The sequence below is a fragment of the Erythrobacter colymbi genome (assembly GCF_002155685.1).
Taxonomy (GTDB): Bacteria; Pseudomonadota; Alphaproteobacteria; order Sphingomonadales; family Sphingomonadaceae; genus Erythrobacter; species Erythrobacter colymbi.
In genome coordinates this window covers 467,003-488,299 of sequence record NZ_MUYK01000002.1, presented here as the reverse complement: position 1 = coordinate 488,299, position 21,297 = coordinate 467,003, and the positions used below count along the sequence as shown (strand labels likewise).

Genomic DNA, 21,297 nt, shown 5'->3' with positions numbered 1-21,297 from the left:
CCGGCAATGCCCCGCGCCAGAGCCAATCCGCACACCCGTTCCGCCCTGCGCGCGATCCTCGCGCTGCTGGTGCTGGCGGCGGGGATCGGCGGGTGGCAGTGGTTGCAGGACCATCCCCAGCACAACCCCTGGGCGCCGCTCGACCTGAACGACCCTCCGGGTTGGGCGACGCGAGCCAAGTTGTTGAAACTCAAGACCGATGCGGCCGAATGTCGTGCGGTGCTGGAGCGCAGCGGGGTGGCTTTCACCGCCCTCGAACCGGCGGGGGAGGGGGCCTGTGCGCGGGCTGACCGCACGCGGCTTGGCGACTATCCGCTCGCGCCCGATACGCCGCCTGTCACCTGCCCTGTCGCCGCCGCGCTCGAGATCTGGCGGCGCGAGAGCGTCGAGCCTGCCGCCCGGCAAATCTTGGGAAGTAAAATCAAGCGAATAGAGCACCTTGGCGCCTATTCCTGCCGGCGGATGTATGGTGGGGCGGATGGCCCGTGGAGCGAACACGCCACCGCCAATGCTATCGACATCGCTGCCTTCGTGCTCGAAGACGGAAGGAAAATCAGCGTGTTACGCGACTGGAAGGGCGATGATCCCGAAGCCCACTTCCTGCGTGCGGTACGCGACGGGGCCTGCGGGAGTTTTGCGACCGTGCTGTCGCCCGATTACAACGCGGCCCACGCCGACCATTTCCACCTCGATCAGGACGACCGCTGGGCGGGCGTATGCCGCTAGGCCTCCGTCGAAATCCCGAAGTTTGCGCAATCTAGCCGATCCCGCCCCAGTAGGAAAACGCCTTCTGCGGGCGGGAACAGGGCGGCTCACACCGGTTCGAGCGCGTAGCCGGCCGAGCGGACGGTGCGGATCGGGTCGCGCGCGCTGTCGACCGTGATCGCCTTGCGCAGGCGGCGGATATGGACGTCGACGGTGCGCAGTTCGATGTCGGAGCCGGTGCCCCACACGCCGTCGAGCAGCTGACCGCGGCTGAACACGCGGCCGGGGCTTTCCATGAAGAATTTCAGGAGCCTGTACTCGGTCGGGCCGAGCTGCAGCGCCTTGCCGCGGCGCTGGACCTTGTGGGCCACGGGGTCGAGCTTGAGGTCGCCGACTTCGATCGTCTCGCCGGCGAGGGCAGGGCGGATGCGGCGCATCACGGCGGCGACGCGCGCCAGCAACTCTCTGGGAGAAAAAGGTTTTGTCAGGTAATCATCGGCCCCCGTCTCGAGCCCGCGGACGCGGTCGTCCTCGGCTTCGCGGGCGGTGAGCATGATGATCGGGACGTGCGCGGTCTCCTTGTCGCGGCGCAGGCGGCGGCAGACCTCGATCCCGCTGGTGCCTTCGATCATCCAGTCAAGGATGATGAGATCGGGCGTTTCCTCCGCCGCGAGCACCAGGGCCTCGTCCCCGTCGCCGGTGCAGCGGACGGAATATCCTTCGTTCTGAAAGCGATACTCGAGCAGTTCCGACAGAGCCGGATCATCTTCGACGAGCAGCAGTTTGGCAGCGTACATGCGCAAGGTGCCTCCTCAAGCCCGCAGGCGCGGGGTCGTGCCCGCACGCTATGTGTCACTCAGACGACAGTTTGATGAAACCTGACCGGAATTCAACAGGACGGAGACGAAGCGCGCCCTGTTCCACGTGAAACACGCCAAAAACGCCCCGTTAGACGGGGTCTGGCGGGGGTCTGGAGGGGGTCTGGCGCCGTCTGAACGGGGTCTGGAGCCCGCTGGATGCGCGCGAGAAGGGTGCTGGCACCCCCTTCTGCGCGCGGGTAGGCTCAGCGGTCGCCTTCGGGCGGGTAGACCCCGGTCGCGGCGAAGTGAACCATTTCGGCGACGTTGGTCGCATGGTCGCCGATCCGCTCGATATTGCGCGCCACGAACAGGAGTTGCGCCGCGCTCGAAATGGTCGAAGGATTCTCGACCATGTAGCTGACGAGATTGCGGAAGATCGAGTTGTAGAACCCGTCGACCTTGGCGTCTGTGGCAATCACCTCTCGCGCCAGATCGGGGTCGCGCGCGGCATAGGCGGTGAGCACGTCGTGCACCATCTCGCCCGCCAGTTCGCCCATGGTCGGCAGCAGGGTCAGCGGTTCGAACCGCGCGCGGCCTTCGATCATGCCGGTGCGCTTGGCGATGTTCTTCGAATAGTCGCCGATGCGTTCGAGTACGCCGCCGATCTTCAGCGCCGCGATCACCTCGCGCAGGTCGTCCGCCATCGGCGCGCGCAGGGCGATGATCCGCACCGCCAGCTTGTCGACCTCCATTTCGAGTGCATCCATGCGCTTGTCGCGCAGCACCACCTGTTCGGCCAGCGCCTCGTCACCGCGCACCAGCGCGTCGAGCGATTCGGCGATGGCGACCTCGGCGAGGCCGCCCATCTCCGCGATCAGCCCCCGCAGGCGGGTGATGTCTTCATCGAATGCCTTGACGGTATGTTCAGCCATCAGCCGTAGCGCCCTGTAATGTAATCCTTCGTCCGCTCCTCGATGGGATTGGTGAAGATTTCCGAGGTGGGACCATACTCGACCATCTTGCCGAGATGGAAGAAAGCGGTGCGCTGGCTGACGCGTGCGGCCTGCTGCATCGAGTGGGTGACGATCACGATCGCGTAGCGGCCGGAGAGCTCGTCGATCAGCTCCTCGATCTTGGCGGTCGCGATCGGATCGAGCGCGGAGGCCGGCTCGTCCATCAGGATGACTTCGGGATCGACCGCGATGGCCCGCGCGATGCACAGGCGCTGCTGCTGCCCGCCCGAAAGCGCGGTGCCCGAATCCTCGAGCCGGTCCTTGACCTCGTCCCACAGGCCCGCGCGGGTCAGCGAGCGTTCGACGATCACGTCGAGATCAGCCTTCTTTTCGGCAAGGCCGTGGATCTTCGGCCCGTAGGCGATGTTCTCGTAGATCGACTTGGGGAAGGGGTTGGGCTTCTGGAACACCATGCCGACGCGCGCGCGCAGCTGGACCACGTCCATGCCATTGCCGTGGATGTCCTCGCCGTCGAGCTCGATCAGCCCGGTCACCTTGGCCGCGCCGATGGTGTCGTTCATGCGGTTGAAGCACCGCAGGAAGGTCGACTTGCCGCAGCCCGACGGGCCGATGAAGGCCGTGACGTAATTGGGCGAGATGTCGATCGACACGTTATCGATCGCCTTCTTCTCGCCGTAGTAGACGCAGACGTCACGCGCGCGAATCTTCGCGTTTTCGTCGGCCATGTTGGGATGGATTACAGTCACCAGCGTTTCTCGAACTTGTTGCGAAGGTAGATGGCAAGGCCGTTCATGGCGAGCAGGAAAACCAGCAGCACGATGATGGCTGCACTGGTGCGCTCGACAAAGCCGCGGTCGATCTCGTCCGACCACAGGAAGATCTGCATCGGCAGCACCGTGGCGGGCGAGGTGAAGCTTTCGGGCGGAGTGGCGACGAAAATGCGCATCCCGATCAGGAGCAACGGGGCGGTCTCGCCCAGCGCGCGGGCCATGCCGATGATGGTGCCGGTCAGCATCCCGGGCAGGGCGAGCGGCAACACGTGGTGGAACACCACCTGCACCGGCGAGGCCCCGATGGCGAGCGCCCCGTCACGGATCGAGGGCGGCACCGCCTTGATCGCGTTGCGCCCGGAAATGACGATCACCGGCATGGTCATCAGCGCCAGCGTCATCCCGCCGATCAGCGGGGCCGAGCGCAGGTTGGGGAAGGCGGCGAGGAACAGCGACAGGCCGAGCAGGCCGAAGATGATCGAGGGCACCGCGGCAAGATTGCTGATCGAGACCTCGATGATGTCGGTCCAGCGGTTGCGCGGGGCATATTCCTCCAGATAGAGCGCCGAGAGGACGCCGATCGGGAAGGCCAGCACCAGCGTCACCAGCATGGTCAGCATCGAGCCCTTGAGCGCGCCCCAGATGCCCACGGCCTGCGGCGTGGTGGCGTCCGAGCGGGCGAGGAAGCCCCAGTCCCAGTTGCGCGACAGCTTGCCGTCGGCGGCGAGCTTCTTCGCGAGGCCCTGAAGCTCGGGCGCGCCTTCGCCCTGGAGCGCGGTGGCGATAGCCGAGCTTGCGGGCAGTTCGAAGGTCTCGCTGCGGGTGAGGAGCGTCGGATCCTCCGCCAGCGCGGCGGCGACATCGCGCCACGCGTCGGGCGCGATCTGCGCGGCCGCGTCCTTGCCGAGCTGCTCCTCGGCGAACATCGTGACGATCTTGGGCAGGCCCTGCATCTCAAGCGTCTGGCCGGCCGAGGGCGCGGTAAGCGAGGTCGCGTCACCTTCGATCCCGCTCGCGGGGAAATTGATCGTCACCGCGATCTCGGCGCGCTGGAAGCCGGCGATACCGTTCATCAGCATGTTGCCGAGCAGGAACACCAGCACCGCGACCGAGAACACCACCGCGCCAAGGCCTATGCGGCGGAAGTTGCGTTCCTGCCGGTAGCGCCTGGCGAGGCGCGCCTCGAAGGCGGGCGTGCGCGTCGGGCCCAGCGCTTCGGGCGACGGGGCCGGGGAGAGGTCGGACTGGCTCATTCGTAGGCCTCGCGGAAACGCTTGACGACGCGCAGGGCGATGAAGTTGAGCGCCAGCGTCACCATGAACAGCACGAAGCCCAGCGCATAGGCGCTCAGCGTGGCGGGGTGATCGGTGCTCTGTTCGCCGGTCAGCAGCTTGACGATCTGCACGGTGACGGTCGACATCGGTTCAAGGGGATTGGCGGTGAGGTTGGCGGCGGGCGAGGCGGCCATGACGACGATCATGGTCTCGCCGATGGCGCGGCTGACGGCGAGCATGATCCCGGCGACAATGCCCGGCAGCGCTGCGGGGAACAGCACGCGGCGGATCGTCTCGGACTTGGTGGCGCCCATCGCAAGGCTCCCGTCACGCATCGCGGCCGGGACTGCGGCCATCGAATCGTCGGCCATCGAGGAGACGAACGGGATGATCATCACCCCCATCACGATGCCGGCGGCCAGCGCGCTCTCGGTCGAGGCATTGGCGATGCCGAGTGCGACTGCGGCGTTGCGGATCATCGGCGCCAAGGTGAGGGCGGCGAAATAGCCGTAGACCACGGTGGGCACGCCCGCGAGCAGTTCGAGCAGCGGCTTGATCCAGGTGCGCACGCGCGGATCGGCATACTGGGTGAGGTAGATCGCGCTCATCAGCCCGAGCGGGATCGCGACGATCATGGCGATGATCGCGCCGATGAAGATCGTGCCCCAGAACAGCGGCACCGCGCCGTAGCGCGAGGGGTCGACCGCATCGGGCGAGCCCATCGTATCGGGCCCCCATTTGAGGCCGAACAGGAAATCGACCGGTGAGACGACGTTGAAGAAGCGGAACGTCTCGAACACGAGGCTCGCGAAGATGCCCATGGTGGTGAGGATCGCCACCAGCGAGGCGAGCAGCAGGATCGTCAGCACCGTCCGCTCGACCTTGGTGCGCGCGCCGAATTGCGGCTTCAGGCGCAGGAAGGCGAGCGCGCCGCCCGCGAGCGCGATCAGCACGGTGATGATGATGCCGATGGTGTTGTAATAGGCAAAGGCATCGCGGAACGGGGCGATCAGCGCCTCGGCCTCGTCATTGAAGACGCCCGGCGCCTGGCCGAGCGCGACCGCGCGCGCCTCGCCGAGGAAGGCGTCCCGCTCGAATCCGAACAGCGGCAGCTCCTGCGCGGCAGGCGACGCGAGCACCGATTGCAGCACCAGCTTGGGCGCGATCACGCTCCATGCGACCACGAACAGCACGACCGGCAGCACCACCCACAGCGCGACGTACCACGCGTGGTAGACCGGGCGCGAGGCGGTGCGCACGCCCGCATCGCCCGTCTGGAAACTCCACGCCTTGGCGCGGCCGGCCAGCCATCCGAGCAGGCCGAGGCCCAGAGCAATCAGGATCAGCGTGATCGGCGACATGAAGTGAGACCTGTGTTTCCTGCCGGGCTGGCACTGCGGCGCATCATGCGTGGGGCCCCCCGGATCGCAAGTGCCGCCCCTGCGGCTCTTGCCTCATGGCGGGCCCATGTTGAAGAAATAAGACACTAGTGTGACAATTAATCGCTTTCCGTTGCGAGGGCCGGGTCGCTCCCGCTGTCGGGCGGGGGCGCAGGGCTCTCCGGCCCGGGCTCGGCCAGCGGGATGCGCACCACCACGCGCGTCCCCTTGCCGAGTTCGCTGGTGATGTCGAGCCGCCCGCGGTGGCGTTCCACAATGTGCTTGACGATGGCAAGCCCCAGTCCCGTCCCGCCCGAGGCGCGGCTGCGTCCGGGATCGGTGCGGTAGAAGCGGCGGGTGAGGTGCGGGATCTGCTCGGGCGCGATGCCTTCGCCCTGGTCGGCGACCGCGATCCGCGCCAGATCGCCCTGCGCCAGATCGAGGCTCACAGCGACGGGCGTGCCATCGGCGCCGTATTTCAGCGCATTGTCGACGAGGTTGCGAACCACCTGTTCAAGCTGCTGGCGGTCGCCCGCCACCACCGGCGCCGCCGCCAGATCGAGCGCCAGCCGCTCGGCCCGGTCGGACCCCGCCGCATCGCGCGCCGCACGCTCGACCAGCGCGGCCAGATCGATCCGCTCGGTCGGCAGGTCGTGCTTTTCCGCCTCGACGCGGCTGAGGCTCATCAGATCGCCCACCAGCGCCTGCATCCGCTTGGCCTCGCGCTCGATGATCCCGAGGAACTTCTTGGCGACCGGGCTCGATACGCCGGCATCGTCCTGCAGCGTCTCGACATAGCCGAGGATCGCGGCGAGCGGGGTGCGCAGCTCGTGGCTGGCATTGGCGACGAAATCGGTATGCGCGCGGCTGATGTCGGCCTCGGCGGTCTGGTTGATGAATTCAAGCATCGCCAGCCGGTCGTCGATCATCTGGCGGTTGATCTGCCAGATGTCCCCGCGCCGCACGAGCCCGCGCACGATCGCCTCGTTCTGGCCGGTGTCGCCGAGCAGCTGCACCGCATCGGGATTGCGGAGCGCGACGCGGGTGTCCTGCCCGATCACGTGCTGCCCCAGCATCCGCCGCGCCGCCAGATTGGCGAGCGCGATGGTGTTGCGATCGGTGATGACGAGGGGAATCGAGGAATTCTCGATCAGGTCGCGGATCGAATCGAGTGTCAGCGGCTGCTTGGTCTTGGCCTTGGGCGGCTCCGGCGGGCGCCCGGCGGCGACCAGCAGCGATCCGACCCACACCGTCAGCACTGCGAGCGCGATGATGAAATCCGTGCCGAGGCCCAGAAGGGCCAGAAAGGTCACGACCGCCAGACTCACTCCGGCAATGGGAAAGTTCTGGCCGCTGCCCATGGCGCAGGCCCTTACCGCCAAGCCGCAGGCGAGGGAAGGCGCTCGGCGCGATTGTCATAATTTCGGATAAGAAAAAGGGCGGCGAGGCCGAAGCCTGCCGCCCTGTTCAACCACCTCGGAAGGTGGTGACCCCTACGGGAATCGAACCCGTGTTTCAGCCGTGAAAGGGCCGCGTCCTAACCGCTAGACGAAGGGGCCGTCGCGATTGCGAGAGCGCGCCTTTAGGGGGGTGTTTCGGGACGGTCAAGCCTCGTTTGCGCGAGGGCCCGCGAAATTTTTTCCACACCCCGCGTCAATCGGCGAAGGCAGCATCCTCAAGCTGGAGCTCGGCCGCGGGGCGGTTGCCCCAGTCGTCGATCTTGGCGCGCCCGGCGAGGTGGAAGCGGCGGCCCTGGTGGCGGTGGAGCAGGGTCTGGCCCATCTCGCTCTCGGCCGCGCGGAAGGCGATGGCCTTGAAGCTTTTGCCGTCATTGCCCGCTGCCACCAGCCGGACGTGATCCTTGCCGACGATATCCGCCTTGATGATCCGCACCGGGCCGACCGCAATGCGCGGGGCAGGCCAGCCGACGCCATAGGGGCCGGCGGCCTCGAGGGTTTCGACCAGATCGGGGGTGAGGCCTCCCGGCGCGAGGGCGAGGTCGAGCAGCATCGCCGCGCCCGCCCGCGCCCGTTCGACATCGCGCGCGAGCCGCATGTCGAGAAACTCGGCGAAATCGGCAAGGCGGGAAGGCTCGATCGTCAACCCCGCCGCCATCGCGTGTCCGCCGCCCGCGACCAGAAGCCCGGCTTCCCGCGCGGCGATGATCGCGGCGCCGAGATCGACCCCGCTGATCGAGCGGCCGGAGCCCTTGCCCTGCGCCTCGTCGAGCGCGATCACCACGGCGGGCTTCCCGGTTTTCTCCTTGATCCGCCCCGCGACGATCCCGATCACGCCCGGGTGCCAGCCGTGGCCCGAGAGCACCTGCACCGCCATGTTGTGCTGGCCCGCGAGCTGCGCCTCGGCCGCTTCCTGTACCATCGCCTCGATCGCGCGGCGCTCCTCGTTGAGCTGCGAGAGCTGCGCGGCGATTTCGCGCGCTTCCTCGGGATCAGTGGTGGTGAGCAGGCGCACTCCCAGCGTCGATTCGCCGATCCGTCCGCCGGCATTGATGCGCGGGCCTAACGCGAAGCCGAGGTCGCTGCATTGCGGCGCGCGGGTGAGGCGGCTTGCGTCCATCAGCGCGGCCATCCCGATCCGCTCGCGCCGGGCGAGCACCTTGAGGCCCTGCGCCACGAAGGCGCGGTTCAATCCGTGGAGTGCGGCGACGTCAGCCACCGTGCCGAGCGCGACCAGATCGAGCAGCCCGATCAGTTCGGGCTCACGCCGGTGCGCGCCGAACAAGCCCTTGCCGCGCAAGCTGCGCACCAGTGCGATGCCGAGCAGGAAGGCGACGCCAACGGCGGCGAGGTGGCCGTGCGCCGCGCCAAGGTCGCTCTCGTCGAGGCGGTTGGGGTTCACCAGCGCGTGCGCCTCGGGCAGTTCGGGCGCGCACTTGTGGTGATCGACCACGATCACGTCGACGCCCGCGCGCTTGGCCATCGCCAGCGCCTCGTGGGCCATTGCGCCGCAATCGACCGTGACGATCAGCTGCGATCCGCTCTCCGCCAGCCGCACCAGTGCCTCGCCCGAGGGGCCGTAACCTTCGAGCAGGCGGTCGGGGATGTAGTATTCGGCCTCGAGCCCCAGCTGGCGCAGCAGCTCGACCAGCAGCGCCGCGCTGGTCGCGCCGTCGACGTCATAGTCGCCGTAGATCGTCACCCGCTCGCCCGCCATCACCGCGTGGGCGAGGCGCTCGGCGGCGGCGTCCATGTCGCGGAAGGTCGAGGGATCGGGCAGGAAGGCGCGCAAGGTGGGCTGGGCGTGGCGGGCGAGATCATCCTCGGCCACGCCGCGGGTCAGCAGCAGCTGGTCGAGGATCGAATGGTCAAGCCCCCCGATGCCCGCGCCCGCGCTCTCGCCCAGTTCCATGTTCCCCCCGCGCCAGCGCCATGCCTTGCCGGAAAGCGACGAGGCGACACCGAGGACGGCGGCAAAGCCGGGAGGGGGCAGGGGATTGGTGGCCATGTCAGCCCCTTAGCGCAAAGCCCCCGGGGGTGACAGGTGCGCGCGGTTGACAATCGACAGGCGGGCGGGCCAGCCTCGGTCTCGATGGACGAGACCCCGCGCCTCCTGATCCTGTGGCACAGTCGCACCGGCGCGAGCGAGGCGCTGGCGCGCGCGGCGGCGCAAGGGGCGGGGGATGCTGCCTGGCTGGTCGCCGCGGGCGAAGCCGAGCCCGACATGCTGCTCGCCGCCGACGGCTTCCTGTTTATCTGCCCCGAGAACCTCGGCTCCATGAGCGGGCTGATGAAGGAGGCCTTCGACCGCGCCTATTACCCGCTGCTCGGGCGCGTCGAGGGGCGGGCCTATGCCACGATCATCGCCGCCGGATCGGACGGGGAGGGCGCCCAGCGCCAGATCGACCGGATCGTCATCGGATGGCGGCTGCGGCGCGTGGCCGATCCGGTGATCGTCAATCTCGCGGCCCAGACCCCCGAGGCGATCGCTGCGCCCAAGCGCGTGCCGGATGACGCGCTGACGCTGGCGCGCGACCTCGGTGCCGCGCTCGCGGAGGGCCTGCGGCTCGGCGTCATGTAGGGATTGCTCCATTCCGGGACGGTTGGCGGCTTTGGGGACTCGACGTCTCACGGCAAACGCGCCAAAAGTATTACGGGATTTCTGGCTTTAATCGGGCAACTTAAGAGGGGGGCCTGGACGATTTCACAGTCGCCGCGCGCCCGGGATGTCGAACTGCACCTGCTGTTTGCCAAGGGCAAACGGCCGGATCGCGATGCGATCGGCGCTTTCGCCGGGCGCTTGCCTGCGCTCAGCATCAGCCATGATCCTGCCGGCGCGGCGCGGCCCGATGTGTCGGCGGGGGACAGCGGCGACACCGGGGCTCTCGTGCGTGACGATGGCGAGTGGATCGAGCTGCTGCGCGACGGGTTGACCTTCGATCTTGCCGGCCTTGCGCCCGGAACTGCGGCGCCATTCCCCCAACCCGCGCACCGCTTCGACCTGCCTGCGCTGCCCGCTGCTGCTGATTTCGAGGCGCTGACCCTGAGCCCGGGACCGCATCTTGCCACCGGTGGCCATTCCCTGCCGATGATGCGCGGCCTGCTCGCGCTCGCTTGCGACATGGTGCGCCAGTTCGACGATCTGGCCGCGGTCGTGTGGGAGCCGGCGCAGAGCGCGATCGGGCGGCGCTTCTTCGAATCCGCGACCAGCGCGTGGCTCGATGGCGGGCCGTTCCCTGCGCTCGGCCTCACATCCTTCGCCCAGACGCCCGATGGCGCGCTCGAATCGATCGGCCTTGCCTTCTGGATCGGGCAGGAGCTCAGGATCGAACCGCCGCTCACCGCCGATCGGGTCGCTGCAACGCGGCTCGGCATCCGGCTCGTCAATCACCTCGTCATCACCGGCGCCCTCGAAGACGACGACCGCATTGTCGCGCCCGACGGCACCCGCCTTGCCTTGCGCCCCTCTCGCACCCGCGCACTTGTCAGTGTGTGGCGTGAATAGGGATGCGGCACTGGGATCACGCACATAGCCTGACAGTGATTGCCTTCCGCTCGGTCAACGCGCGGGGGCAGCACGGTTACAATCCCGGATTGCAGCGCCACCACCTGCTGCCGCGGCAATTGCTGTCGCAGCGCTGCTTCGGCCGGATGTTCGCCGAGGTCGGGCTGGTGCGGGTCGGGTTCGACGATTTCCGCCGCAATGGCCTGCTCCTTCCGGCGACCGAGAGCGCCTCGGTGCGCAGCGGCATGCCGCTCCACCGCGGGCCGCATCCGCGCTACAACGAGGTGGTCATTGCCCGCGTCGGCCGGATCGAGGAGCGCTGGGCGATGGTCCGCCAGCACGATGCGGGCGCGGCGCTGGAAGAGGCGCTGCTGCGCCTCCACGTGCTGCAGGGGGCACTGCGCCGCCAGCTGCTCGCCGAGCGCCGGCGGGTCGTGCTCAACCGCAAGGACCCGCTCGGCACCGGCTTCGACTTTGCCGAACTCGACGCGATGGCCGAGATGCTGTGGGCCGCCGAGTAGGGCCTTACTCCGCCGCCTCGGCCATCGCCGCCCACGAGGTGTAGCCCGAATTGCCCGCGAGGCGCGCCTTGGCTTCGTGATACTCGCGCTCGAAGCGGGCGACGAGGTCTTCCACGGTGCCGACCTCTTTGATCGTGCCGATGCCCTGGCCCGAGCCCCAGATGTCCTTCCACGCCTTGGCCTTGGTGTTGCCGCCGCTGCCGAAGTTCATCTTGCTCGGATCGCTTTCGGGCAGGTTGTCCGGGTCCATCCCCGCCGCCTCGATCGAGGAGCGCAGGTAGTTGCCGTGCACGCCGGTGAAGAGGTTGGTATAGACGATCCCTTCCGACGAGCCATCGACGATGCCCTGCTTGTAACCCTCGGCGGCGTTGGCTTCCTTGGTCGCGATGAAGGCGCTGCCTGCATAGGCGAAGTCGGCGCGCAAGGCCTGGGCGGCAAGGATCGTCGCCCCGTGCCCGACCGAGCCCGAAAGTGCGACGAGGCCGTCAAACCACTCGCGGATCTCCTGCATCAGCGCGAAGGGCGAGAGCGAGCCGGCGTGGCCGCCTGCACCTGCGGCGACGGGGATGAGGCCGGTCGCGCCCTTTTCGATCGCCTTGTGGGCGAAGCGGTTGTTGATGACGTCGTGCATCGTCACGCCGCCCCAGTTGCGCACGGCAGTGTAGATGTCTTCGCGCGCACCGAGCGAGGTGATGATCATCGGCACCTGCCACTTCTCGCAAGTGGCCATGTCGGCATCGACGCGGTCGTTGGTCTTGTGGACGATCTGGTTGACCGCGAAGGGCGCGGCCGGGCGATCGGGGTTCGCGCGGTTGTGCGCGGCCAGCTCCTCGGTGATCTGGTGGAGCCACTCGTCGAGCTGCGACTGCGGCCGCGCGTTCAGCGCAGGGAAGCTGCCGATGATCCCGGCCTTGCACTGCGCGATCACCAGCTCGGGGCCGGAGACGATGAACAGCGGCGATCCGATCAGCGGCAGGCGCAGACGATCGAACGGAGCGGGAAGCGGCATGGGTTTCTCCTTAAAACTCTTGTCCAAACCCGCGTCTCTAGCGCCGGTTCCGGACGTGCCAAGCGTGATTTTGCGAGTGCCGTTACGTCACTTGTACCCCGTTCGTGTCGAGCGAAGTCGAGACACAGGGCGCAAGGCCTCTCGACTACGCTCGAGGCGAACGGAAGAGGAGTGCTCTCTATCCCAGCAAGTCCTCGATCCCGTAGAACCGCGCCGCGGTGCCTGCGAACAGCGCCGCCTTCTCCCCAGCGCTCGCGCTGCGGGTGAGGCGCTTGAAGGCGTTCCAAAGCACGGCGTAGTCTGCGCCCCAGTAATCGACCGGGTAATTGCTCTCGAACATCGCGCGCTCCGCTCCGAAGGCTTCGATGCAGGTCTCGATATAGGGTCGCCACAGCGCGGCGAGATGCTCCGAGCCGTGGCCGGCGGCGGGGCCTTCCTCGGGCAAGGCACAGAAGGCCATTGCGAGGCCGCCGAGCTTGACCACCACGTTCTCGCACTTGGCGAGTTCGCGGATGTTGCGGCGCCATTCGTCGAAGCGTTCGTGCAAGGTGCCCTTGTAGCTCGCGGCACCCACGGGCGTTCCGACATGGTCGAGGCAGATCGGCTGATCGGGGAATGCGCGCGCGAGGTCGATCACGTCGGGCAGTTGCGGCTCGAGCAGCCAGGCATCGAAGGTCAGCCCGCGCTTGCCGAGCTCGGCGAAGCCCTCGCGGAATGTGGCATCGCGGTAGAGCCCTTCAGGGTGATGGAACGGCGCGCCGAGGACGGCCGCGTCCTTGTCCCAAGCGGCAGCATGGCGGATGCCCCGGAAGCGCGGGGAGGCGGCTTGGAGCGCATCGAGCACTTGGCCCGCCGCGGCGCCGCGGGTGAGGTCCGCGTGCCCCACGATCCCTGCGCAATAGCGCGCCGGGCCATAGAGCCCGCTCGCCGATTGCGCCGCAACGCCGTTGACGAACTCGACCTCGCCCACGGTCTTGAGCGCATCGCCATAGGCGCCGTTATAGAAGGCGCCGCACTCCATATAGACCGTGCCGATGATGTTGTGCCCGCTGGTCATGTGGGCGTGGAGCTGGTCGAAGGTGTAATAGGCGTTGGGGATGATCGCCGCGATGAACGGATGGTGCGGCTGCGGGAACATCGGCAGCATCGGCCGCAGATCCCACAGGTGATGATGCGGATCGATGATCGGCAGATCGGGTTCCAGAATCGCTTCGGTCATGTCTCTCTCCCTTGCGCCGCCGGGCCGTTGTTCAGCCTCGGGAAATGCGCGGCGTCGATTGTGTAGCATGACAGGGTGTAGCGGCACGGGCGATGGGCGTCATTGCCGAATTGATGGGGGGATCAGGGCATGAATGTGTGGGCGCGCACGGCTGCTGTGGCAGCGATTGCATTGGCGACAGGGGCCTGCATTACCCCTCATCGCTACATGGGTATTTCCATCCGCACCCCGGTTACGCCCGAGGAGCAAGGGCGGCTCGATGCCGCGCTCGCCTCGGGGCCTGCGGGCAGCTGTGTGTGGAAGCCCGAAGGCGGCAAGCCTGTCGATGTGCCCTGCGAAAGCCTGCCGCTGCCGCGCCTCGCGCAGCTGGCCGCAATGGACCACAAGCCCGCTCTGCTCGAACTCGGTATCCGCTTCGAGGAAGGCAGCCGGGGTGCGCCGAAGAATTGGAACAAGGCGGAATTGGCCTATCGCCTCGCGGCCTGGCAGAATTCCTACATCGCCGGCCAGCAGGTCGCGGGCGTGGGCAGTGCCTCGGGTCGCAGCTTCGATCCAATCATGGTGCCGGGAACACCGGGGCTCGAGAATGCCGAGGTGCGGCTTGCCCAGCTGCGGGCCAAAAAGAAGGCGCGGTAGCCCTCAGGCGATCGCGCGCCGGTAGAGGTGCCAGGTCGCATGGCCGAGCACGGGGAGCGCCACCGGCAGGCCGAGGAAGCCCGGCAGCATCGCCGCAAACAGCAGCGCCGCGATCAGCGTCGCCCAGCCCAGCATCACCGCGAAATTGCGCCGCACCACGGCAAGGCTGGCGATGATCGCGGTGAGGAAGTCGACCTTGCGCTCCACCAGCAGCGGCAGGCTGATCACGGTCATGGCGTAGAAGGCGAAGGCCAGCACCGCACCGACCGCGCTGCCGACCGCCAGCATCGCGAGGCCCGAGGGGGTGAGCAGCGCCGCCAGCGGGTCTCGCCCCACGCCGCTTTCGGCCATGAACACCGCGAAGATCGCGTGCGCGATGATCATCCAGAACGAGAAAGCGACGAAGACGATCACCCCCATCGACAGGATCTGGTCGTCGCCATGCCCCTTCAATGCGCCCAGCACCGCGCGCCAGGTCAGCGGCTCGCCGCCCGCCCGCCGCCGGCTCGCCTCGTAGAGCCCGACCGCGATGAAGGGCGCGACCAGCGGGAAGCCGGCGATGGCGGGGATCAGCCAGGTGGGGTTGCTCCCCGCGAGCGCCGCCCAGCCGATGCCGAGCCCCGCGAGCACATAGACACCGCCGAAGAACAGGCCGAAGCGCGGCATGGCGAGGAAATCGCGCCACCCCGCCGCGAGCGCTGCGGCAAGATCACGCCACGCCAGATCGCCCGCCACCTGCGGGCCGGATGACGGCACGGCAGGCATGCCCGGCACACCCGGGTTGGTCGGCAGGCCATTCATCGCGCAGGGTCTCCCTCTCTCCGGGAGCGAAATCTGCGCGCAATTGCGCTGCCGCGCAAGGACGCAAAACGTCAGGCGGCCGACGAAGCCACAGCCGAATTCGCGGCGCTGAGCACCGCGCGCACCGAGGCAGTGGCGATATCCTCGTCGATCCCGCAGCCCCAGATGGTCCGCCCGTCAGGCGCGCGGCATTCGAGATAGGCGGCTGCGCGTGCATCGGTGCCTGCGCCCAGCGCGTGTTCGGTGTAGTCGATCACTTCGAGCTCCACCCCGAAGGCCTCGCGCAGGGTGCCCATCACGCTCGAGATGAGGCCATTCCCGCGGCCCGAGACCGTCTGCTCCTGCCCATCGACCGCGATGGTGCCGGCAAAAATGCGCGTGCCATCCGACGCGCGGCTTTCTTCGTAGCGCACCAGCTGGAAATGCTTGGGGTGGATCTTGACGTGATAGGCCTTGCGGAAGGCGTCCCAGATGTCGCCCGCATTGAGCTCGCGGCCCAGCTCGTCGGCCATCGCCTGCACGTGCTTCGAGAAGTCGGCCTGCATCTTCTTCGGCAGCTTGAGGCCCTGGTCCTTCTCCAGCACCCAGGCGAACCCGCCCTTGCCGGACTGCGAATTGACCCGGATCACCGCCTCGTAGCTGCGCCCGAGATCGGCCGGATCGATCGGCAGATAGGGCACGCGCCAGAGCTCGTCATTCTGCGTCTCGCGGGCTTCGAAACCCTTCTTGATTGCGTCCTGATGACTGCCGCTGAACGCCGTGTAGACCAGCTCTCCGCCATAGGGGTGGCGCTGGTGGACGGGCAGGTCGTTGCAATAGGTGACGGTCTCGATCACGCGGTCGATGTCGGAGAAATCGAGCTCGGGATCGACGCCTTGCGTGTAGAGATTGAGCGCCATCGTCACGAGGCAGCAATTGCCGGTGCGCTCGCCATTGCCGAACAGGCATCCCTCGACCCGGTCCGCGCCCGCCATGAGGCCCAGTTCCGCCGCCGCGACGCCGGTGCCGCGGTCGTTGTGGGTGTGGAGGCTCAGGACTGCGGCCTCACGGTTCGGCAGGTGGCGTCCGAAATACTCGATCTGGTCGGCGTAGATATTGGGCGTCGCCGCTTCGACCGTGGCGGGCAGGTTGAGGATGATGGGGTGTTCGGGGGTGGGCTGGAGCACCTCCATCACCGCTGCGCACACCTCGATCGAGAAATCGAGTTCGGCGGTGGAGAAGGTTTCGGGGCTGTACTGGAAGTGCCAGTCGGTGCCGGGATACTTGGCCGCCTCGTCGCGCATCACTTTCGCGCCCGCGACGGCGATGGCCTTCACCTCGTCCTTGCTCATGCGGAACACGATGTCGCGCCACGCGGGGCTGACCGCGTTGTAGAGGTGGACGATCGCCGCCCGCGCACCTTCGAGGCTCGCGAAGGAGGTGCGGATCAGGTCCTCGCGGCTTTGCGTGAGAACCTGGACGATCACGTCCTCGGGGATCGCATCGGACTTCACCAACCCCGAGATGAAATCGAACTCAGTCGCGCCGGCGCTCGGGAAGCCGATCTCGATTTCCTTGAGGCCTACCTCAACCAGTAGGTCGAAGAAGCGGCGCTTCTTCACGGCGTCCATCGGGTCGATGATCGACTGGTTGCCATCGCGCAGATCGGTCGAAAGCCAGCGCGGAGCTTTCTCGATCAGCTTCGAGGGCCACTGGCGGTCGGGGAGATTGATCTGGCCGAAAGGGCGGTACTTGGCGGCAGGATGCTTGAGCATGGGCATGGGAAAAGGCTCGTCGCGAGAAGGTCGGGGAAGCTGCGGCAGGTTACCCTTGGGAGCGGTGCCGCGCTGTTCCTGACGCGCGGCTTCCTACGCCCAAGGGCGCATAAGTCGAAGCAGCAGCGAAAGTCCGTGTCGCGTCATGGCCAGCCTCATTGCCGATTATTGCGCGGGGCGCAAGCCGGGAATGGCGCTATCGCTGGCGCAGGCGATCGGAGGTGAGCTGGTCGATGGCAGTTACCCCCATCAGCCGCATCCCGCGCTCGATCTCGTCCTTGAGGATGCCGAGCGCGCGTTCGACTCCGGGCTGCCCCGCCGCGGCGAGCGCATAGAGGTAGAGCCGCCCGCCCGAAGCCGCGCTCGCCCCGCTGCACAGGGCCTTGAGAACATGGGTGCCGCGCCTGACGCCCCCGTCGCAGATGATCTCGATCTTGCCGCCAACCGCATCGACGATCTCGGGCAACTGGTCGAAGGGCGCGCGTGAGCCGTCGAGCTGCCGTCCGCCGTGGTTCGAGATCATGATCGCATCCGCGCCGATCTCCACCGCGCGGCGTGCATCGCCCGCGCTCATCACGCCCTTCAATACGAAGGTGCCGCCCCAGTCTTGCCGGATCCGCGCGGCAGTGTCCCAGTCCATCGCGGTGTCGAGCATGGTGTTGAAATATTCGGCGATGCTGACCGCCTTGCCGGTGCCCTCGCTCACATGGGTGTCGAGGTTGGGAAGGCGGAATTTCTCGCGCAGGACGTAGTCGAGCGTCCACTTCGGGCGGGTGGCATAGCTCCACACGCTCGCCGGAGTGAAGCGGGGCGGGGTGGTGAAGCCGCTCCGCAGGCACCGCTCGCGCTTGCCCGAAACGATGGTGTCGACCGTCAGCGCCAGCGCATCGAACTTTGCGGCCTGGCAGCGCTGGATCATGCTCGCATTCAGGCCCTTGTCCTTGTGGACGTAGAGCTGGAATAGCTTGGGCCCGCCGGTGAGCGCGGCGATCTCCTCGATGGAGCGGGTCGCAAGGCTCGAGATGCCGAACCACAGGCCGAACTTCTCGGCCGCCTTCGCCACGGCGGTTTCGCCCTGCCAGTGGAAGGCGCGCTGCACCGCGGTGGGCGAGAGCATCAGGGGGAGCGCCGATTTGCGCCCGAGGATGGTGCAGGAGGTGTCGATCTCGGCCACGCCTGCAAGCACATCGGGCACCAGATCGACGCTGGCGAAGGCGGCGGTGTTCCTCGCCTTGGTCAGCTCGTCATCCGCGGCCCCGTCGATGTAGTCGAACACGGGGAAAGGCAACCGCGCCTTCGCGAGGGTGCGGAAATCGTCGATATTGTGGCAATCGGACAGGCGCATCGTGGCGGTGTTCTTGAAACAGCCCTTCGCCCAAGTCGAACAATTTGTGCGCCCCTGTCACCTTTCGCAGCATGCATGCGAAACCATCGCCAGACGGATGATCGCCGGTCGCCCCGACCGGCTCCCCCACCGAGGATAGACCGATGCGCCCGAACCGATTGCTGCTCGCCCTTGCGGCGCTTGCCACGCCGCTTGCCCTGACCGCGCCCGCCTTGGCCGAGGGCGGGATCTATGTCGGCACCGAAGGCGCGAAGGTCGCCGTCGGTGGCTACGACACGGTCAGCTACTTCCGTGGCCAAGGCGTGCCGGTGAAGGGCAGCGCGTCCTTCAAGCTGACATGGAAGGGTGCCGAATGGCGCTTCGCCACCGCCGAGAATGCGGCGGCGTTCAAGGCCAATCCCTCCGCATTCGCGCCGCAATATGGCGGCCACTGTGCCTGGGCGATCGCGCAGGGCTATCTCGCGCCGGGCGATCCGACCGCTTACGACGTGGTCAACGGCAAGCTGTACCTGAACTACGATCAGGGCATCCGCACCAAATGGCGCAAGAACATCGCCGGTTTCATCGCCAAAGGCACGACCAACTGGGCGAATATCCCTGCGGGCAAGACCTACACCGGATCGTTCTTCGGGCTGTGACCGCCCGGTAGAGCGGTTGGCTGGCAGGCCCTTGCCCCCCTTTGCGGCCTGCCAGCCAGCTTTTTGCCCGAGTTACTGCTTCTCGAAGGCCGCGCTGATGGTCAGCGTCACGTCCTTGCCGACAAAGGGCGCGGCGTAGTTGATGCCCCATTGGGTGCGGTCGATGGTGGTGCGCGCGTGGAAGCCGGCGGTTTCCTTCTTGTTGAAGGGGTTTGCGCCCGCGCCGACGAATTCGGCCTTGAGCGTCACCGGCGCACTCTTTCCGTTCATGGTGAGCGTGCCCGCGATGTCGGCGGTGGTCTCGCCGGTCTTGGTCACGCTGGTCGAGGTGAAGGTCGCCATGCCCGGGGTCGGCCCGAAGAAGTCGGGCGCGCCGCCATCCTTGCCTGCGCGCAGCAGGTGATCCTTGAGGCCCGCGCTCGCCACGCTGACATCGGCGATGGGCACGGCCACCTCGACCTTGGTCGCGGCGATATTGGCGGGATCGAGCGTCATGGTGCCCTTGATGTTGCCGAACACGCCGAAATAGTCGTTGAAGCCGAAGTGGCTGACTTCCCAGCCCACCAGCGTGTGGTTGGCATCGAGCGCGTAGGTGCCGGCGGCGACCCGCGCGGGGTCCTTGACGCCCGGCACCTGCGGCGCGCCCTGGGCGAAAAGAGCAGGGGCGGTGGTGAGTCCGGCGGTGCCGAGGGCAAGCGCGGCGGCTGCGGCGGCGAGGGTGGTGCGTTTCATCGGGAAGGTCTCCTTGGGTTCGAGGGGTTCAATCCACAGGGGCGGTGGCGGTTCCGGTGCGCGGCCGCGGCATCAGCACTCCGGGACGGGGCGACTATCGCGCGCGGCGAGTTCGGGACGGGTGTAGCTTGCGGCAACGGCGTCGCCGGGGCAGGGGCGGTAGGCCGGATCGCGCCCGAGGCATCCCTCGCCGCAGACCTGCACCGCGCGCGCCTGCTGCCAGTCGACCCGCCACAGCCGCCCGCCCGGGGTGGCGACATAGCCGTCCATCTGGCTTTCGATATCGCCGTCGAGGTCGATCAGCGAGGGCACCTCGCTGTCATAATCGGCATCGAAGGCGCCATGCGTGTGCATGCTGGCGAGCGGAGCCATGCCCGGCTCGTCGAAATACTGGAGGTCGCAGGTCGCCTCGTTCCCCGCGCGCACTTCCGAGGACTGGAGCTGGCCCTCGCTGTCCTCGAAGATGATCGCGCAGAGCTCAACCTTCTCGGCAAAGGAGCGCGCCTGCATCGCCGCCAGCTGCTTGCGGGCGAAGGCCTGCACCTCGCTCTGCGACACGGTGACGACGAAGTCTTCGGGGTTCTTGCGGGTGGCAGCCGAATGCACGACGATCGCCACCCACAGGATGGCGATCGCCGCGTAAACCAGTTTCATTTTCGGGCCTTCGAACATCCGGCCCGGGTGTGGCGTCAGTTCTTCGCCTTGTCGACCAGCTTGTTGGCCGCGATCCACGGCATCATGGCGCGCAGCTTTTCGCCGGTCTGCTCGATCGGGTGGGCGGCGGCCTGCTTGCGCGCGGCCTTGAGCTCGGGCTGGCCGGCGCGGTTGTCGAGCACGAAGTTCTTCACGAAACGGCCCGACTGGATGTCGGCGAGCACGCGCTTCATTTCGGCCTTGGTTTCGGGCGTGATGATCCGCGGACCGGTGGTGATGTCGCCATATTCGGCGGTGTTCGAGATCGAATAGCGCATGTTGGCGATGCCGCCTTCATAGAGCAGGTCGACGATCAGCTTGGTTTCGTGGAGGCACTCGAAATAGGCCATTTCGGGGGCGTAACCGGCTTCGACCAGCGTCTCGAAGCCCGCCTGGATCAGATGAGTGATCCCGCCGCACAGCACGGCCTGCTCGCCGAACAGGTCGGTCTCACATTCCTCGCGGAAGTTGGTCTCGATGATCCCCGAACGCCCACCGCCGACGGCCGAGGCATAGGCGAGGGCAACGTCATGCGCCGCGCCGCTGGCGTCCTGATGCACGGCGATGAGGCACGGCACGCCGCCGCCCTTCACATATTCGCTGCGCACGGTGTGGCCCGGGCCCTTGGGGGCGATCATGATGACGTCGATATCGGCGGGCGCCTCGATCAGGCCGAAGTGGATGTTGAGCCCGTGCGCGAAGGCGAGGGCGGAGCCGGGCTTCATGTGGCCCTTGAGGTCGTTCTCCCAGATCGCGGCCTGATGCTCGTCGGGCGCGAGGATCATGATGATGTCGGCCCACTGCGCGGCCGCGGTGTTGGAGAGCACCTTGAAGCCCGCGCCTTCCGCCTTCTTGGCGGTGGCCGAACCTTCGCGCAGCGCGATGGCGACTTCGGCGACGCCGCTGTCGCGCAGGTTCTGTGCGTGGGCATGGCCCTGCGAGCCATAGCCGACGATGGCGACCTTCTTGGGCTTGATCAGATCGAGATCGGCGTCGGCGTCGTAGTAAACCTTCATTGTATTCCCTTTTCCTGCATCTTTTCCGTTATCCCCGCGCAGGCGGGAATCCAGCTCCCTTAGGACACA

Annotated in this window: 21 protein-coding genes and 1 tRNA gene; 6 read left to right on the top strand and 16 right to left on the bottom strand. The window is 67.2% G+C overall.

Features of this window, described 5'->3' with window-relative positions; genetic code table 11:
• Positions 1 to 6: 6 nt before the first annotated feature.
• The gene (locus tag BZF57_RS05695) at positions 7 to 726 is read left to right on the top strand and encodes an extensin-like domain-containing protein (protein ID WP_086735553.1); all 720 of its coding nucleotides are present in this window, start codon (positions 7 to 9) and stop codon (positions 724 to 726) included.
• An 86-nt stretch (positions 727 to 812) separates the two neighbouring features.
• Here BZF57_RS05695 and phoB read toward each other — a convergent pair whose 3' ends face one another.
• The 8 genes from phoB to recJ form a co-directional block, all read right to left on the bottom strand.
• Complete coding sequence (gene phoB, locus BZF57_RS05690; RefSeq protein ID WP_086735551.1) at positions 813 to 1,502, bottom strand: phosphate regulon transcriptional regulator PhoB; 690 nt, start codon at positions 1,500 to 1,502, stop codon at positions 813 to 815.
• Positions 1,503 to 1,768: 266 nt separating this feature from the next.
• Positions 1,769 to 2,437, bottom strand: coding sequence for a phosphate signaling complex protein PhoU (gene phoU / locus BZF57_RS05685; protein WP_206073197.1), 669 nt, complete (start codon positions 2,435 to 2,437; stop codon positions 1,769 to 1,771).
• Complete coding sequence (gene pstB / locus BZF57_RS05680; protein ID WP_143738390.1) at positions 2,437 to 3,204, bottom strand: phosphate ABC transporter ATP-binding protein PstB; 768 nt, start codon at positions 3,202 to 3,204, stop codon at positions 2,437 to 2,439. Before pstB ends, phoU begins: the two co-directional genes overlap by 1 nt.
• 17 nt (positions 3,205 to 3,221) lie before the next feature.
• A complete protein-coding gene (gene pstA, locus BZF57_RS05675) occupies positions 3,222 to 4,502 on the bottom strand; it encodes a phosphate ABC transporter permease PstA (protein ID WP_086735546.1) in 1,281 nt (426 codons plus the stop codon).
• Complete coding sequence (gene pstC / locus BZF57_RS05670; RefSeq protein WP_086735544.1) at positions 4,499 to 5,884, bottom strand: phosphate ABC transporter permease subunit PstC; 1,386 nt, start codon at positions 5,882 to 5,884, stop codon at positions 4,499 to 4,501. Before pstC ends, pstA begins: the two co-directional genes overlap by 4 nt.
• 137 nt (positions 5,885 to 6,021) lie before the next feature.
• A complete protein-coding gene (locus BZF57_RS05665) occupies positions 6,022 to 7,263 on the bottom strand; it encodes a sensor histidine kinase (protein WP_086735542.1) in 1,242 nt (413 codons plus the stop codon).
• Between the two features lie 123 nt (positions 7,264 to 7,386).
• Positions 7,387 to 7,461, bottom strand: a tRNA-Glu gene (locus BZF57_RS05660).
• Positions 7,462 to 7,555: 94 nt separating this feature from the next.
• Complete coding sequence (gene recJ / locus BZF57_RS05655; protein WP_086735540.1) at positions 7,556 to 9,367, bottom strand: single-stranded-DNA-specific exonuclease RecJ; 1,812 nt, start codon at positions 9,365 to 9,367, stop codon at positions 7,556 to 7,558.
• An 84-nt stretch (positions 9,368 to 9,451) separates the two neighbouring features.
• Between recJ and BZF57_RS05650 the strand changes: the two genes are divergently transcribed.
• The 3 genes from BZF57_RS05650 to BZF57_RS05640 all read left to right on the top strand — a co-directional run bounded on the left by BZF57_RS05650 (position 9,452) and on the right by BZF57_RS05640 (position 11,385).
• Entirely contained in the window at positions 9,452 to 9,940 is a 489-nt protein-coding gene (locus BZF57_RS05650) for a flavodoxin family protein (protein ID WP_086735538.1), read from the top strand.
• 219 nt (positions 9,941 to 10,159) lie between these two features.
• Positions 10,160 to 10,864 carry a hypothetical protein gene (locus BZF57_RS05645; RefSeq protein ID WP_143738363.1) on the top strand — a complete coding sequence of 235 codons (705 nt, stop codon included), beginning with the start codon at positions 10,160 to 10,162 and terminating at the stop codon, positions 10,862 to 10,864.
• Positions 10,865 to 10,866: 2 nt separating this feature from the next.
• The gene (locus tag BZF57_RS05640; RefSeq protein ID WP_086735534.1) at positions 10,867 to 11,385 is read left to right on the top strand and encodes an AHH domain-containing protein; all 519 of its coding nucleotides are present in this window, start codon (positions 10,867 to 10,869) and stop codon (positions 11,383 to 11,385) included.
• 4 nt (positions 11,386 to 11,389) lie between these two features.
• Here the strand turns inward: BZF57_RS05640 and BZF57_RS05635 are convergent, their stop codons facing one another.
• Together BZF57_RS05635 and BZF57_RS05630 are read right to left on the bottom strand one after the other, a co-directional pair.
• Complete coding sequence (locus BZF57_RS05635; RefSeq protein WP_086735532.1) at positions 11,390 to 12,394, bottom strand: NAD(P)H-dependent flavin oxidoreductase; 1,005 nt, start codon at positions 12,392 to 12,394, stop codon at positions 11,390 to 11,392.
• Between the two features lie 178 nt (positions 12,395 to 12,572).
• Positions 12,573 to 13,613 (bottom strand): amidohydrolase family protein, encoded by a 1,041-nt coding sequence (locus BZF57_RS05630; RefSeq protein WP_086735530.1) that lies wholly within the window; start codon positions 13,611 to 13,613, stop codon positions 12,573 to 12,575.
• A gap of 207 nt (positions 13,614 to 13,820) precedes the next feature.
• On the opposite strand from BZF57_RS05630, the gene BZF57_RS05625 reads away from it, so the two are divergent.
• Positions 13,821 to 14,249 (top strand): hypothetical protein, encoded by a 429-nt coding sequence (locus BZF57_RS05625; protein ID WP_086735528.1) that lies wholly within the window; start codon positions 13,821 to 13,823, stop codon positions 14,247 to 14,249.
• A 3-nt stretch (positions 14,250 to 14,252) separates the two neighbouring features.
• Here BZF57_RS05625 and BZF57_RS05620 read toward each other — a convergent pair whose 3' ends face one another.
• The 3 genes from BZF57_RS05620 to BZF57_RS05610 all read right to left on the bottom strand — a co-directional run bounded on the left by BZF57_RS05620 (position 14,253) and on the right by BZF57_RS05610 (position 18,149).
• Positions 14,253 to 15,050, bottom strand: a complete 798-nt coding sequence (locus BZF57_RS05620; RefSeq protein WP_240505861.1) for a DUF2189 domain-containing protein — start codon at positions 15,048 to 15,050, stop codon at positions 14,253 to 14,255.
• A gap of 71 nt (positions 15,051 to 15,121) precedes the next feature.
• The gene (leuA, locus tag BZF57_RS05615) at positions 15,122 to 16,810 is read right to left on the bottom strand and encodes a 2-isopropylmalate synthase (protein ID WP_086735526.1); all 1,689 of its coding nucleotides are present in this window, start codon (positions 16,808 to 16,810) and stop codon (positions 15,122 to 15,124) included.
• A gap of 190 nt (positions 16,811 to 17,000) precedes the next feature.
• Positions 17,001 to 18,149, bottom strand: a complete 1,149-nt coding sequence (locus tag BZF57_RS05610; protein WP_086735524.1) for an alpha-hydroxy acid oxidase — start codon at positions 18,147 to 18,149, stop codon at positions 17,001 to 17,003.
• Positions 18,150 to 18,292: 143 nt separating this feature from the next.
• On the opposite strand from BZF57_RS05610, the gene BZF57_RS05605 reads away from it, so the two are divergent.
• Entirely contained in the window at positions 18,293 to 18,787 is a 495-nt protein-coding gene (locus BZF57_RS05605; protein ID WP_086735522.1) for a YHS domain-containing (seleno)protein, read from the top strand.
• A gap of 72 nt (positions 18,788 to 18,859) precedes the next feature.
• Here BZF57_RS05605 and BZF57_RS05600 read toward each other — a convergent pair whose 3' ends face one another.
• The 3 genes from BZF57_RS05600 to ilvC form a co-directional block, all read right to left on the bottom strand.
• Positions 18,860 to 19,519 carry a YceI family protein gene (locus BZF57_RS05600; protein ID WP_086735520.1) on the bottom strand — a complete coding sequence of 220 codons (660 nt, stop codon included), beginning with the start codon at positions 19,517 to 19,519 and terminating at the stop codon, positions 18,860 to 18,862.
• 72 nt (positions 19,520 to 19,591) lie between these two features.
• A complete protein-coding gene (locus BZF57_RS05595) occupies positions 19,592 to 20,173 on the bottom strand; it encodes a DUF4329 domain-containing protein (RefSeq protein ID WP_162290953.1) in 582 nt (193 codons plus the stop codon).
• A gap of 35 nt (positions 20,174 to 20,208) precedes the next feature.
• The gene (ilvC, locus tag BZF57_RS05590; RefSeq protein ID WP_086735516.1) at positions 20,209 to 21,228 is read right to left on the bottom strand and encodes a ketol-acid reductoisomerase; all 1,020 of its coding nucleotides are present in this window, start codon (positions 21,226 to 21,228) and stop codon (positions 20,209 to 20,211) included.
• Positions 21,229 to 21,297 lie beyond the last annotated feature (69 nt).